At 44.5% G+C, this 15137-nt stretch carries 11 protein-coding genes; 7 read left to right on the top strand and 4 right to left on the bottom strand.

The annotated features are described in order from the left end of the window. Nucleotides 1-148: 148 nt before the first annotated feature. From TT12_RS04465 to ylqF, 3 genes are all read left to right on the top strand, one after another. Nucleotides 149-2416 (top strand): DUF2339 domain-containing protein, encoded by a 2268-nt coding sequence (locus tag TT12_RS04465; protein WP_243443370.1) that lies wholly within the window; start codon nt 149-151, stop codon nt 2414-2416. A gap of 11 nt (nt 2417-2427) precedes the next feature. Continuing rightward, nucleotides 2428-3186, top strand: a complete 759-nt coding sequence (locus tag TT12_RS16605) for a DUF2339 domain-containing protein (RefSeq protein WP_243443369.1) — start codon at nt 2428-2430, stop codon at nt 3184-3186. A 136-nt stretch (nt 3187-3322) separates the two neighbouring features. Beyond that, entirely contained in the window at nt 3323-4279 is a 957-nt protein-coding gene (ylqF, locus tag TT12_RS04460) for a ribosome biogenesis GTPase YlqF (RefSeq protein ID WP_045452455.1), read from the top strand. Between the two features lie 155 nt (nt 4280-4434). On the opposite strand, the gene TT12_RS16600 is transcribed toward ylqF, so the two are convergent. Continuing rightward, nucleotides 4435-4734 carry a GlcG/HbpS family heme-binding protein gene (locus tag TT12_RS16600; RefSeq protein WP_243443376.1) on the bottom strand — a complete coding sequence of 100 codons (300 nt, stop codon included), beginning with the start codon at nt 4732-4734 and terminating at the stop codon, nt 4435-4437. Continuing rightward, nucleotides 4734-4949 carry a hypothetical protein gene (locus TT12_RS16595; RefSeq protein ID WP_243443368.1) on the bottom strand — a complete coding sequence of 72 codons (216 nt, stop codon included), beginning with the start codon at nt 4947-4949 and terminating at the stop codon, nt 4734-4736. Before TT12_RS16595 ends, TT12_RS16600 begins: the two co-directional genes overlap by 1 nt. A gap of 522 nt (nt 4950-5471) precedes the next feature. Here TT12_RS16595 and mutY point away from each other — a divergent pair. Beyond that, a complete protein-coding gene (gene mutY, locus TT12_RS04450) occupies nt 5472-6617 on the top strand; it encodes an A/G-specific adenine glycosylase (protein ID WP_306304323.1) in 1146 nt (381 codons plus the stop codon). A gap of 76 nt (nt 6618-6693) precedes the next feature. On the opposite strand, the gene TT12_RS04445 is transcribed toward mutY, so the two are convergent. Continuing rightward, the gene (locus tag TT12_RS04445; protein ID WP_045452453.1) at nt 6694-7596 is read right to left on the bottom strand and encodes an acyl-CoA thioesterase; all 903 of its coding nucleotides are present in this window, start codon (nt 7594-7596) and stop codon (nt 6694-6696) included. Between the two features lie 493 nt (nt 7597-8089). Beyond that, the gene (gene rapA / locus TT12_RS04440) at nt 8090-10978 is read right to left on the bottom strand and encodes an RNA polymerase-associated protein RapA (RefSeq protein ID WP_198329990.1); all 2889 of its coding nucleotides are present in this window, start codon (nt 10976-10978) and stop codon (nt 8090-8092) included. A 646-nt stretch (nt 10979-11624) separates the two neighbouring features. On the opposite strand from rapA, the gene TT12_RS16590 reads away from it, so the two are divergent. The 3 genes from TT12_RS16590 (at nt 11625) to TT12_RS04430 (ending at nt 14971) form a co-directional block, all read left to right on the top strand. Further along, nucleotides 11625-11762, top strand: coding sequence for a hypothetical protein (locus tag TT12_RS16590; protein WP_243443367.1), 138 nt, complete (start codon nt 11625-11627; stop codon nt 11760-11762). Between the two features lie 10 nt (nt 11763-11772). Then, the gene (locus TT12_RS04435; RefSeq protein WP_243443366.1) at nt 11773-13935 is read left to right on the top strand and encodes a sensor histidine kinase; all 2163 of its coding nucleotides are present in this window, start codon (nt 11773-11775) and stop codon (nt 13933-13935) included. 79 nt (nt 13936-14014) lie between these two features. Beyond that, entirely contained in the window at nt 14015-14971 is a 957-nt protein-coding gene (locus TT12_RS04430; protein WP_045445938.1) for a response regulator, read from the top strand. The last annotated feature ends 166 nt before the right edge of the window (nt 14972-15137 follow it).

Raw genomic sequence — 15137 nt, 5'->3', positions numbered from 1 at the left:
AGTTTATAAAGCATTAAGGTCAGCTCCATGATCGTGAACGAATAATCTTGGGCTAACCCGTTTATTTTGATGAGCGCTTTGCTTGTGTTTGCTTTGAAATCGAGTCATCATCAAGCCATCAAATATTGAGTAACGGTGTGGTAGCGCTATGTCTGATATCAGCGGGTTTGTATTGCTTGTTTGTCTAGTAGTGATTATCGTTTTTTACAATAAACTAAAGCGACGCGTTGATCAGCTTCAACGAGACATCACGCAACTGCAAGATGAGTTACAAGCGCAGCAACACCGTGTCAGCTCTATGAATAATAACGCCGATAATGACGTAGACGTTCATACTGAACCAATGACTCAAAGGCTAGCTGAGACTCACTCGCCCCAACCTATTATCGAGGAGCTATTTGAATCAGCACCTCCTTTATCTACTGCTACGATTCACCCGAAACCAGCCCCTTCTCCAAAAAAACCATCGCCCATAGAGCCGGATGAGCGCTCACTGCCTATCGTCACTTCACTCATTCACTCCATCAAAAACTGGTTTTTTGGCGGCAATCTAGTCGTGCGTGTTGGCGTGATCGTCTTACTTATCGGTGTGGTGCTACTACTTCGCTTGTTAAGCGACTATATCGAAGTGTCGATAGCGTCCAAGCTTTTAGCGATTGGCATCCTCGGTTTAGGTCTGGCAGCATTAGGTCTAAAATTGGCAAAAAATCGCTTTGCTTATGGCATCACCCTACAAGGCGCAGGCTTAGCGATTGCGTATTTAACGATCTTTTTTGCCTATAGCGTTTACCAAGTTCTGCCTAACTTACCGAGCTTTATCGGGCTTGGGCTATTATCTGCGATTACCATTGCACTCGCCGTACGTCAAAATGCCTTTCCACTGGCGTTGTTGGCATTATCGGGTGGGTTTTTTGCGCCTATTTTGACCAGTGAAGACACGGGCAGTTTGGTGGTATTGTTTAGTTACTATCTACTATTGAACGTGACGATTGCGATTATTGCGCATTACCGCCCATGGAAAATACTGAATTTATTCGGTGTCACTGTGACCTTTGGGTTGGCGTACTACTGGGGCATCAGTGAGAATTTGAGCACGGTCATTGAGGCGCAGCGCTGGTCTTTAGTCTTGCTGGTCACCTTACACTTATTGCTATATCTGTTTGTCGTCATTCGCTACGCCCAACAAATCATTGCCTACAATACCCTTAATGAAATAGACATCATCCAGACAGATAACGTAAAGCATTTAGATAGCGTTCACGCAAGAAATAATAGCTATGTATTTCCTATTGATACTGGCTTACTGTTTTCAGTGCCGATATTAGCCTTTGGTTTATTTGCGGCATTATTAGATGACATTCCTAACGCTTTAACCATCGCTAGTGCTATTTTAGCCACTGTTTATTTAGGACTCGGCTGGTTGTTTGTGCAGCGTAGCCAACGTTATGCCTTAATCACCGAGGGCATGTTGGCATTAGGGTTTGGCTTTTTGGCGTTGGTAATCCCTTTGGCATTAGATGCTGAATGGATTGCCTTTGGCTGGTCAGTACAAGGACTGGCGCTGGTCTGGTTTGGACGGCGCTCACTACGCGCATGGTCAGTGCTATTTGCTTTGTTATTGCAACTAATCAGTATAGGTATGCTGATGGTAAAAGTGGTCTTCGCCATTCAGGATTATCCGACATTGGCCTTAACCATTTCGGCTATCAGCTATCTAGCAACGATGTTTATCTTACGCGTCAGCAACTCGCCAACTACGTTGAACGATAGCAGCGACAGCTTTGATAACCACTTAAATAGTAGCTTAGATAATCATTCAACATATTCTCAAGAGCAAAACACCACGCCAGATGCGATAGCAACCTATGCCAACGCATTAGGTATTAGCACTCATGCCGCCCAGCAATGGCTAACCTCAGTCAATCACCAAAGCACCGTGTTTAATCTTGTTTGGCACAGTCCTATACTCATAAGGTTTTTGACCTTTACGGCTATAGCGTGGCTACTACAAGTGCTGCTGCTTGATTTTAACCAGTGGTTTGCCAGTTGGACACTGGCAACGACGACCATGATTGCACTCGCAGCACTGGTCAGCCTTGCCATTTATTGGACAATCAATCGTTATCACTCGTGGATAGAAATCAGACAACTTAGCCACGGCTTATCGATCGTCTTTTATCTTATACTTGTCCTACAGTTACCGCAAAAATTCGAGTTGAATTTAGCATGGCAGACAGCAGATTGGCTACTATTGACTGGTCTAATCATTGGTTGGTTGGTTATCGGACAATCGTGGTTAAAGACGTGGTACGACCATTCCGAGTTGTCACGCTACGATGGCGCAAGCTGGCTGGGAGCTAGCACTCTAATCATGCTGCCGCCGCCCACTATGGACTCGCAGAGTCCGCTGGCGTAATGGCTGTCTTGATGCCAGCCATTTTAATATTGGCTGGATTATGGTGCTGTCATCGTTATGCCAGCTATCGTAAGCAAAATACGCGTACAAACAAGGCATTCAAGCAAAGCCCACTGTACTGGTTTGATTGGCAACAAGCGCTATTGAGCTGCGCGGCTATCTTTGCGCCCATTGCTTTAAGTTGGGTCATCATGACCAACTGGTCATATGATGGTGTAATTTGGGGACTGTCCTACTTCCCACTACTGAATTTATACGACATTACCTCATTGCTGACGCTATTGGTTGGTTTTAGTCTATATTATATGAGCCAACATCGCCGCGATGAGAGTCTTATCGAATCAAGTGCAGCTCCCCAAACTAAGCGTATATTTACCGCCGATTATTTATTGGTTATGTTGGGACTTATTAGCTTTTGGCTGATATCCAGTATGTTGGTCAGAACGCTACATGCCTTTATCGGTACACCGTTGTGGGACAGCGCTCAGGGCGGCGCATGGAATAGCGAGCAAGTGCAGACAGGGTTGACCATTTTATGGACACTCTTAGCTTTAGTCGCCACCATCGTCGCCAGTCGCTATTGGCAGCGGACGCTTTGGTTTATGGGGATTGGGCTGTTAGGCGTCGTCGTAATTAAACTGGTAATAGTTGATTTGTCACAGACCGAAGCGATTTGGCGGGTGATATCTTTCCTTGGCGCAGGCAGTTTAATACTATTAATTGGTTATCTTGCACCGTTACCTCCTGCCCGCGATGAAATAGAAAATTAAGCTCAAGAATAACCGCGCATCTGGTTGGGCGAAATTGTAGCGTGAGCAAGGTGGTTCTGTAGTAAACTGGACACCATGAAAAGTAAATGACGATCGTCTTACTTTGCGCATTTTTTATAAAAGGTTATGAAAGCAGATGGATAAGAGAGCAAGTATTCAGTGGTTCCCTGGGCACATGAACAAAGCCCGTAACGAAATCAAAGAAATCATGCCGCAGATGGATTTGGTCATCGAGGTGATCGATGCGCGTATCCCATATAGTAGTGAAAACCCAATGGTCGCGGCATTGCGCGGCGAAAAACCCGTCATCAAAATCCTGAACAAAGCTGACCTTGCTGATCCTGAATTGACCCAAGCGTGGATGGACTATCTTGAGCAGCAAAGCGGTGTGAAAGCCATTGCTTGCGATACTGATAAAGCCAATGATGTCAAACGTATCATCGCCATCTGTAAACAACTGGTGCCCAATAAAGTGGGTACGGGTCGCCAAATCAAAGCCATGATTATGGGCATACCAAACGTCGGTAAATCGACGTTGATTAATACCTTGGCTGGACGCGCCGTAGCAAGAACTGGCGATGAGCCAGCAGTTACTAAGTCGCAGCAGTTGATTAAACTTGATGATGACATCATGCTTTATGACACGCCCGGTATGCTGTGGCCAAAAGTCGAAAACGAAAACTCTGGCTATCGTCTGGCAGCGACGGGTGGTATTCGTGATACGGCTTTTGACTTCGCTGATGTTGCCAGCTATACCGCTGAATACTTGATGCAAGCCTATCCTGAGCTGCTAAAAACCCGCTACAAAATTGAAGCGCTACCAAAGACTGATTGGGAGTTTTTTGAAGTCGCTGGACGCAATCGCGGCTGTGTACGTTCGGGCAATCAAGTCGATACCTACCGCATGTCTGAGATTTTGATCAACGAGTTACGTAGCGCTAAGCTTGGGCGTATTACGCTTGAGACGCCAGCCATGTCTGAAGCTGAAGAACTCGTCGTCGCCGAGCAACGCTTAGCAGCAGAAGAAAAAAGAATCGCTAAAGAAGAAGAAAAGCGCTTACGTCGTTTGAAAACGCGAAAGAATCGGAAGTAAATCGATAACCCTTTGTGTCTATAATGTTAGCTGCCTAAAATCATTTTAGAGCTCATGCAAAAAAAGCCCCTAAGGGCTTTTTTATGTCTACTGCTAGCGAGATATCTAAGTTTTTCAATGATATCTAAATAATTTAGCGATATCTGAGCCATCAACTACTTCTGTTTAGGCATAACTTTTTCGATAGCTTTCAACGCACAAGCTTCATCTTGTACTGCACCGCCTGCGCCGCCCGCTGCAATAGCGCCGATCACATCATTGCCAAACTTTAATGGCACACCACCGCCGATCAGCAGTAAATCATTTACCGTATTCAAGTTATTTGAGTCTGGATTAGCGCGAGCATTATCCGCCAAAGTGCGTGAAGGCGTTTTGGTAGATAATGCCGTAAATGCCTTGCGAACAGCAGCATCAGTATTGTGCGGACCAACGTTATCATCGCGCTGTAGCGCGATTAAATTACCAGCACGATCAACAACTGCGACAACGGCAGATTTGCCTCTGCGTGACAGGCTGCCATGGTGGCATCGATTAATTCATTGGCCAACTCTAAAGAAACATTGGGTTGTTGTAATACTAGATTTGGTTTGGCGGCCAAAACGTTGGCTGAACAGCCAATGACTGCTAGCGCCAATATTGCTTTAGATAAGTAGTTCGACATTAACTTCATAAAGAGTCCTAAATATTACTCATACATATGAGCGTTTGTTTGAAATGATGCTTGGTGAGCTTTAATAAGCGTATTTGATGAAACCAGACAATGAGTTATCGTTAACTCAAAGGTACTCTTGCGACCCTAGCGAGAATAAGAGTCATAATCTTGCAAAAAGCACAACAATGATAAGTTAATTTATCTACAAAATTTACTTAATTTTGTAAGATTTACTTTATAAATTTGCAACTCTACATTAAGTTTTCTGTTACATACTCTATTTTTTAACACTCACACTCAAAAGACGCTTACATCGTGGTAATCTCAAACAGCGCACAACAGCGATATCAACTCACTTCTCTCAAAAATCGGTTATAATTCATACACTAATATGCCAAAAATTGATGATATGACTCAGCTTACCCCCACTGCAAACCTCACAACGATAGAAAACACTTTTACTCAATACTCTACTTCTCTCGATTCGTTCGCCCCGCGCCTACTCGATTGGTTCGCCAAAAACGGTCGCCATGACCTACCTTGCAACAGCACCAAACCGACGCGCCCAATCCTTATATCGTTTGGCTATCCGAAGTTATGCTACAGCAAACGCAAGTAACGACGGTGCTGCCCTATTTTGCCCGTTTTATGGCATCGTTTCCAACGGTACAAGATTTAGCAGCCGCAGAATGGGATAAGGTTGCGGAACATTGGGCGGGGCTTGGCTACTATGCGCGTGCACGAAATTTGCATAAAGGCGCGAAACAACTGGTCGAAGTCATTGATGAGACGGGCGACTTTCCGCAGACGCTAGCAGGGTGGGAAGCCATATCTGGCGTCGGGCCATCGACCGCTGGCGCGATTATGGCGATGGGACTGCATCGTTATGGCGTCATCTGTGATGGCAATGTCAAACGCGTCCTCACGCGTTGGGCGGCTATCGATGGTGATATTACCAAATCTGCCACGACCAAAGAGCTGTGGGCATTGGCAGAGCGTTTGACCCCAATAGAGAATTCAGGGTTATTCGCACAAGCGATGATGGATATGGGCGCGACGTTATGCACGCGTAGCAAACCTGCCTGCCTATTATGTCCCCTTCAAGAGGACTGCCTAGCCCACGAGCAAGGACGCGAAACGGATTATCCAGCCAAAGCAAAAAAGCAGCCCAAACCCAGCAAGTTTAGCAATGCCTTATTGATTGAAGATATTGATGGCAAAATACTGTGGCTACAACGTCCTGACAATGGCATTTGGGGCGGACTGTGGAGTTTACCTTTACAGTTTGTAGAAAAAATCGCAGGCAAAATGAATACTAAAACTGCTGCAGAAAAAACGACTGAAATTGACGATACATCATTAAAAGTGACCAGTAATGAAAAAGTATACGAAGCAGAATTTACCACTGCCGAGCAAATTATTAACGAGTGGCTGGTTAAGAACAAATTGGTTGCAAAAGCAGTCAGTAAAACTTTATTAGACAATGCACCAATTAAGCATTCGCTAACTCATTTTCATTGGTATTTGACGCCGCAATCATTGACTTTAAATAATGAGCAAGTGGCTGATTTAACCAAAGCATTACAAGCAGCAGAGATTAATATTCATTGGTTAAACGCTAATGCTGCTCAGGCAACACTTGGATTGCCACGAGCGATGGTTAAGATTTTAGAAGATGAAGAGTAGAATAAATAAAATTCATAAAAAAAGCGACTCACAATATATTCTGAGTCGCTTTTTTTATTTATGAAATACTAGAAGCTTAAGACTTAGGCACTCGCAAACGCATCAAACCTTCTTGCTGTACCGTAGCAACCAGCTTACCGTCTTGCCAAAACTGCCCATGGTTTAAGCCTTTGGCATTAGACGTGGTATCACTCCACATGTCGTATAGCATCCAACCGTTTAGATCAAAATTACGATGGAAATGCATCGAGTGGTCAATACTAGCCGCTTGCAAGCCGCTGGTCATAAAGCTAACACCATGTGACATCAGCCCTGTACCAACCAGATAAAAATCGGACGAAAATGCCAATAGCGCTTGTTGAATCGCAACAGGTTGATTGCCCAATTCGCGGATACGCAACCAGTTCGCCTGCTTCGGTTTCATTGGCTCTGGATGAATCGGATCACGCGGTTTAACGGGTTTAATTTCAACATGGCGACGCCGCATAAAGCGAGCTTTGAGCGCGTCTGGGACTTTTCCGACATACTCTTCTTTTAAATCTTGCTCAGCCAGTAAATCCTCTGGTGGCGGATAGACAGGCATGTCTTCTTGATACTCTAAACCCTCTTCCATCGGTGAAAACGAGGCTATCATTGAAAATATTACTTGCTCAATGGGCGCTTTACCACGCACTTCTTTATACTGAATCGCCGTCACTTCACGCGCAGACAGACTACGACCGTCACGCAAGCGGCGTACCTGATAAATCACTGGCTGCGTGATATCACCACCGCGCAAAAAATAGCCGTGCAGTGAATGACAAGGTTTGTCTTTATCCAGTGTATGCGCCGCCGCCATGATGGCTTGGGCGAGCACTTGTCCACCAAAAATACGACTGCCAACATAGTCATGGCTCTTACCCTCAAAGACATCGGGGGTCACTTCAATAAGCGCTACGGTAGCTAGCAGCTCATCAATCAATTGCGAATAATCGGACATGACGATATGTTTCCTTATTTTTATCAAAAACGCTAAGCATCTGAAAATACGCACCTAAAGATATCGATATGATATCGCGAAAGACAAAAGACACTTTGCATTTGAATGTAAAATAATATGAAATCACTTGCTGAAAATGCACAAGAGAGATTTAACACGAAAATTTTAGCGCAAAAAACACGGTCATAGCAGCGCTATCACCAGCATTTATTATATAGTTGTTTCAGCTTAGATGAAGTACAAAGCAATCGAGTACAAAGGTATAGGTGATACTTCACACAAGACGCGGTCACCCTTTTATAGCAAACGGACTGTAAATCGAAAAGATAAACATCTTACCCAATATCGATGGCTTTGACTAGAGAGCGACGCTCACTTGGCAATATCATGTTGATATTTTTGCTTAACATGCCTTAGGGCGCGCCTAATACAAACAATATTAATCATAAAAAACGAGATGCTATTAAACATCTCGTTTTTTGATCATTTGAATCTATGGCTTCACTGCCACTAACACACGGATAGAGTCTGGGACTAATAACAGACTCCCTAGTGCTTGCTCACCTTGGGCTTTTAGCTGCTCCAAGCGTTCAATCTCGGCAGGACGTACGTTAGGATTAATCGTTTGTAGATGCTTTAGACGCTTGATTTCACGTGACCACTGCTGGCTAAAACGGGCACTGGCTTGTTCGCCAATCTCCGCTAACTGCTGACGGGCAATCTCTTCCGCTTCATAATAACGCTGCTCAATCACATCACCGCGTACTTTAATGACTTGGCGAGCACGGTTTTTATCCAGACGTTCAATATGCGGCATAATCATCTCCGCACTGATACGCGAGGACAAATCACTGCCTTGCTCACTGATAAACACGCGGATATTTTGCGTGGTCAGCGTCGCTGGTAAATTGAGCAACCTTGGCGCAATGGCTTCAACGCGGAAATTCACTTCGAGCAGCACCATACCTTGTGGTACAGCGGAACTTTTTAGCATCGCCACCGTGGTATTACCAAAGGTGCTGGTACTCGCCAACTCATAGATCGCGCGCATCAATGGATGTTCGTGAGTGATAAATTCGATATCTTCACGCTGTAGTGCTTGCTCACGCTCGAATGTCAACGTCATGCCGTCTTCGTCACCGAGTGGCAGACCATCGATATAATCACTAATTTCAGTGCTGTCGATCGGAGCAATCACCCACGAGCCATCGCGCTGGATATTGTGATCGATATTGGCTGAGGCAAAAAAGCGCTCAATAAACTGCGGCAATAGATTATGACCATCAAAATCGCGCATGGCGTCAGCGATACGTTTGGCAACACGTGGGCGACACGAGTTGTATTCTAATAGGCGATCACGACCCGCTTGTAGCTGTGCCTCTAGCCCCAATCGCGTCTGTTTCGCTTCTTCGATGATATCTTGTAGTATCGCACGGTTCTCATCAGTATCCGCGCCTTCAAGCATGGGCTTTAGCTCTTGAATATACTGCTCTTGCACGCTCTGCGCTGTTGGAGAGATTTGATTAAACATATTCAGCGCGTCGTGATACCAATGATACAGTCGCTCTTGTGCTGTGCCTTGTACATAAGGCACATGGAGCATAATTTGCTGCGTTTGTCCAATACGATCTAGGCGACCAATACGCTGCTCTAAGGTATCTGGATTGGCTGGCAAATCCCACAATATCAGCTGGCTGGCAAACTGGAAGTTACGACCTTCCGAGCCAATCTCCGAGCACAACAATATCTGTGCGCCTTCGCTATCAGCAAAGAACGCTGCTGCTTGGTCACGCTCAAGTAAGGTCATCTGCTCAGTAAAGATAGCGGTTTTAATACCAGCATGTAAGCGTAATACCGCCTCCAAGCTCTCAACCGTCGCGCCACTACGGGCAATCAACAGCACTTTTTTGTGCTTAAGCTCGCCGCGCAAAATATCAATCAACCAAGGCACGCGTGGGTCATCTTCTAGCCAGCCGCCATCAGGTTGGTTTTCTTCGCCCCATAGCTGCTCACGCAACTTACCATTGGTTTGATAGCTGTCTTTCCATGCGGCAGGTAATGCCAATGGGTACGGCTGGCTGCTACGACCATAGAACCCTTTCACACTTTCACGGGTATTACGGAATAGAATACGACCTGTACCATGACGATCTAATAGCTCATTAAGCGCATAAGTGCGCAATTTTTCGTCATCATTAATCGTTGCCAACTCATCAAGACTGATGTCTAACAAGCTGCTTAAAGCGGCAATTTGACTGTCGCTTAATGGCTTATCTTCTATCAATACACCAGCGACGGCAGCCGTTTCAGCAAAGGCTTCTTGACCATCGATAAACTCATCCAAATCATCAAAACGATCCGGATCAAGCAAACGCAAACGAGCAAAGTGACTTTGTGCGCCAAGCTGCTCTGGCGTTGCTGTCAATAGCATGACCCCTGGCGTTTCTTCGGCAAAGTCAGCAATCAAGTCATATTTATCATTGCCGCCTTGCGCTTCATCCCAATGCAGATGATGCGCCTCATCGACCACCAATAAATCAAACCCTGCATCCATCGCTTGGTCGTACAAATCAGGGTGATCGAGTAATAAATCCATACCCGCAATGATACATTGCTCAGTGGCAAAGACGTTTTGCTCAGGATCGTGCTCTTTAATGGCTGCTGCACGTACCAAATCAAATAAGGCAAAATTTAGATTAAAACGACGACGCAGCTCAATCATCCATTGATACTGCAAACTATCTGGTACAAGAATCAGTACACGCTCAGCTTTGCCTGTTAACAGCTGTTGATGAATAATCAAACCTGCTTCGATGGTTTTGCCCAAACCAACTTCGTCAGCAAGCAACACACGCGGCGCGATACGTTTGCCAACTTCATGAGCGATATAGAGCTGATGCTCAATGATATCGACACGTGCACCCATCAAGCCTTTCAGCGGATGACCCGCTAGCGCCGACTGCATACGCAAGATATCTTGACGCAGCTCATACCAATCACCACGCTCAATACGACCAGCCAACAGACGCTCAAGCGGCTTAGCCAAGGTGATATTGGCAGCCAGACGAGTTTCCATAATGCCTCGTTCATGCTCATCGACACTGTATTTGAGTACACCCATCACTTCTTCGACCGCGGTTACGGTATAGCTCTTACCCGCTTGATCAGAAATACTATCGCCGACTTTAAACACCACGCGTGATAATGGCGCGGAGTTTTTGGCGTAGACGCGCGTCTCTTCACTTTGTGGAAATAGAATGTGCACACATCGGTCATCTACATCGATGACCACACCCAAGCCCAGCTCGGACTCCGTATCAGATAAATAACGTTGACCAACGGCAAATTCAGTATTGTGCAATGAAGCGATAGAGATAGTCATAGGGCGATGTCTTTTGTACTCAGATAATAGGAAAAAATAGATAGCTCATAATGAGATTTGCTAGCGTGAATCACGAGCGCGATGTCATTACTTAATAGTCTGAGAGGTCACCGGCCATACCGGTAGCGTCAGCTCATTAGCTAGGTCGCAAGATAAAGCCGACCATTATATAACGTTAGCAGCTAGATGAGTGCGCTAAGTTGACTTTTCAAGAGTAGATTATTGCAAGATTATATCAACGCCAAGCATAAGTTGGTCATATAAAACAATAAGATAACGACTCGCAAGTAAAGAAAAAATATTGTCATTATAAAATTGATTCTGTATTGTTAAGAAATGCAATAGAACATTTCTTCTTTCTTACCTGAATTATTCAAACGCACGTCTACACATACTCTTTTGCCGCCTAGTATTCATGATTAATTATCCTTAAGGATTTATGGGCACAGTATGGCCTTTTATAGTCCTTTAAGTTATAAAACCATCAATAGTTAAGTTATAAGATTAAAGTAGTACTTTTATTTTTTTGCCATTATGTACAGACCATTTTAATTAAGATTACGCATTACCACCTAATTGATTGCCACCAATACCTAGCATTGGCACTCTTCTTCGTGGTCACTATTATCCAAGGACTATCACCATCATGAGTGCCTCCAAAAAAGTTGGCTTTTTTAATCAAGTCAGTACCCAAGTAACCACTATTTTATTTATTGCTTTTGCGGTCGTACTGGCGGTCGTCGTTTATGTTGTTGATAAAGAGGCTATGAGAAATCCGCCTTGAATCTGCAAAATTGGTAGCTGAACGTGGCAATACCGCGGTAAATAGTATTTCAGCCGATATCAATCGGGTGATGCGTAGTGCCTTGCTACTACAGCAAAGCGCGCAAACCTTGCCCACAGAAGAAGCAATTTTACAAACCAGTACTGCCAATGCCTTTGATAAGCGTGATTATAGCCTATTAGGTAGTGGTGGTATTTGGCCTGAAAAAGGCGCACTTGGGGCAAATACCGCGACCCATCCATTTTTGATGGTTCGCCAAAACGGTGATTATCAAGCGGTGTTGAGCGATCCAAATCCTACCAATCCTTATTATCAAGAAGATTGGTTTAGCGTCTTAAAACTGCTCAAACCTAAGAGCTGTATTTGGAACCATGTGCGCGCCAGCCAAACCAAAGGCGAGCTTGCGATGAGCTGCGGTGTGGCAATCGAGCGTGACAATCAGTTTTGGGGTGCCAGCACGGTTAACTTTACGCTGAATCAGCTACAAGAAAACATCGTCAAGTTAAGCGAAAGCTCAGGCTCAGGCTACATTCTACTCTTGGATAATAGTGACAAGGTGATCGCCTCCTCTAACCCTGAACGCTTAAGCTATATTGATGAGAAAACGGGTACGCCGCTTGATATCAAACAAGTCATCAACTCAGACCCTGCTTGGCAACCCGTGCTTGATTTCTTAGATGTCCAACGTAATGAGATCATCGAACAAGTCGCCGCCAGCGTTTCACCACAAGTTCAGCAGGTACTGACCACGCTTGATAAAGCTGAGACTGGTACGGCAAAAGGTTATTATCTTGTTAACTACGCTGCTTACCTAAATAATGGTGAAAACAAGCAAAACGCCATGGACAGCCGCTTATTACAGAGCTTCGAGCTGGCAAAAGACAGTTACTATAACGGCAGTCAAGCCTATGTCTTTGAGATTCCTGAGACTTATTGGAAGCTGATCGTTGTCCAACCTGATGCTGAAATTAACGCCATTGCCGATAATCTCAGTGAAAACTTGGTTAACTGGATTGCATTAGCACTATTGATTACGGCTGGCGTCATTTACTTCATGCTGACTTTCTTAGCATTCAAACCCTTGAAAGAAACCACTGATAAAATCTCTGAAGCGGAAAACTTAATTAATAATAAGCAGTACAATAAGCTGAGCGAGGTTAAATTCGCAGAAGGTCGCAACGAGATTGGACTGGTGAATGGCTCTATTAATGACCTACTAGACCGAATCCAGTCTAACGAAGGTAAGCTTGCCAACATTAACCAACAGCTAGAGATTAAAGTCGAAGAACGTACTGCTGAGCTGCAAGAAACGCTAAAAGAGCTGAAAAACTCGCAGTTGCAATTGATTCGTTCAGAAAAAATGGCAACGTTGGGACAAATGGTGGCAGGCGTTGCTCATGAAGTGAACACACCTTTATCATACGTGCAAAATAATCTTGAAATTATTGGCCAGTTGACGGAGCAATACGAAGAGCTGATTGAATTGGTACAAGGATTAAAAAGCGTTAAAACTGACGCGGCGGCTGATGGAAAAATTGACAAGCTATTGGCGGATATTATCCGTGCTTCTGATGAAATCCAAGAAGATGACCTATCAGCTGAATTAAAAGAGCTGATTAAAGATTCGTTATTTGGCGTCGAGCAAATCACTGAAATGGTACTAAATCTACGTAACTTTGCCCGTCTTGATGAGTCAAAAGTGAAAACCATCGATGTGCGCGAATGTATCGAAGCCTCGCTTAAAATCGCTGGCAACTCCATTAGACATCAAGAGATTGTGACTGATTTTGCGCCCACGCCTGAAGTGAAATGCTCACCGTCGCAAATTAACCAAGTCTTGGTCAATCTACTGAACAATGCCGCGCAAGCCATGGGAGAAAAACCTGATGGCAAAATCGAAGTGCGCACCCGTGCCGATGATCACAATGTTTATATTGATGTGATCGACAACGGTAAAGGTATGAGTCCAGAAATTCTCAATCAAATCTTTGAGCCGTTCTTTACGACCAAAGGCGCAGGCGAAGGCACAGGTCTGGGTATGGCAATCAGCCAGCAAATTATGGAGCAACATAATGGCGATATCAAAGTCGTATCGACCGAAGGCGTTGGCACCACATTTACGTTAATACTACCGATTAATAATAACTTAACAGAGCAAAACCTAGTTGCGTAAGCGCTGGATCAGCTGCCCTGTTACGTAGAACATATTTAGATATTTAACGACTATTATTCATCATCATAAGGATATCATCATGAATGAATTAGAAAATGACTTAACCACAGTTGAAACCAGCGCTGAGTCAAAGCCGAAGTTGGCATTTATCGACGATGAACAACGCATTTTACGGTCTATGAAACTGCTGTTTCGTAAGACCCATGACGTCTTTATCACCACCGACCCGACTGAGTATATTGACTATATCAAGAACAACCATGTACACGTGGCGGTCAGTGACCAGCGGATGCCTGAGCGAGTCGGTGTGGATATCTTACGCGAAGTAAAAGATGTCTCACCGTCCACCATGCGTATTTTATTGACGGGCTATGCCGATTTAAACGCGATTATTGGCTCTATTAACGATGGTGAGATTTATCGTTATTTGACTAAGCCTTGTAAATCTGAAGAGCTGATCACCGTGGTCGGACGTGCAACCGAAATCGCCTTGACCTATAATCCAGACGAAGATGCCGACCAATTCGACAGTTCAGGTAATAAGCAAACGCTGCTGGTGATCGATGAAACCAATGAGTTGATTGAGCAAATACGTAAGCAATTTTCTCACAGTTATAAAGTACTGCACGCTGAGAGTTTAGAAGAAGCGTACGATTATTTGGCGAATGAAGATATCGGTGTTTGTATCACCGATATCAATGTCAGCGGTGAGAATATCGCGCCGATTATCTTTACCTTAAAGCAAGATGCGCCGCATTTGGTGGTTTTGGTACAGACTGAATTTCAAGACGCTGGCTTGCTGATTGATTTGATTAATAAAGGTCAGGTCTATCGCTGCTTGCCGAAACCGATGCGCGCCAGCCTGCTTGAGATTAGCGTCAACCGTGCATTTCAGCATCATGCGAAGCTAAAAGCTAGCCCTGACTTGGTCAAACGCTATGAAGTCGAGCATGACCCTGAAAACGATGTGCGTATTGATTTGAGCAGTCGCGTACGTAGCCTTATTGGCAAATTGCGTAAACGCTTTTCTTTATAAGTCCATAAAACCAAATAAGCACAAAAGACTACCGTCTCAATCAACAAAACCTCTATTTCAATATTGAAGTAGAGGTTTTTTGCTTTGTACTTTTTTGATGGATTTTTTGACGACCTTTTTGACTAAAATCACCAACGTGCTACATTAAGCCAATAGCAGCTAAAGC

Origin of the sequence: Psychrobacter sp. JCM 18903 (genome assembly GCF_000586475.1) — a bacterium.
GTDB lineage: Bacteria > Pseudomonadota > Gammaproteobacteria > Pseudomonadales > Moraxellaceae > Psychrobacter.
The sequence above is the reverse complement of the archived record's forward strand: the minus strand, read 5'-3'. Positions and strand labels throughout refer to the sequence as shown.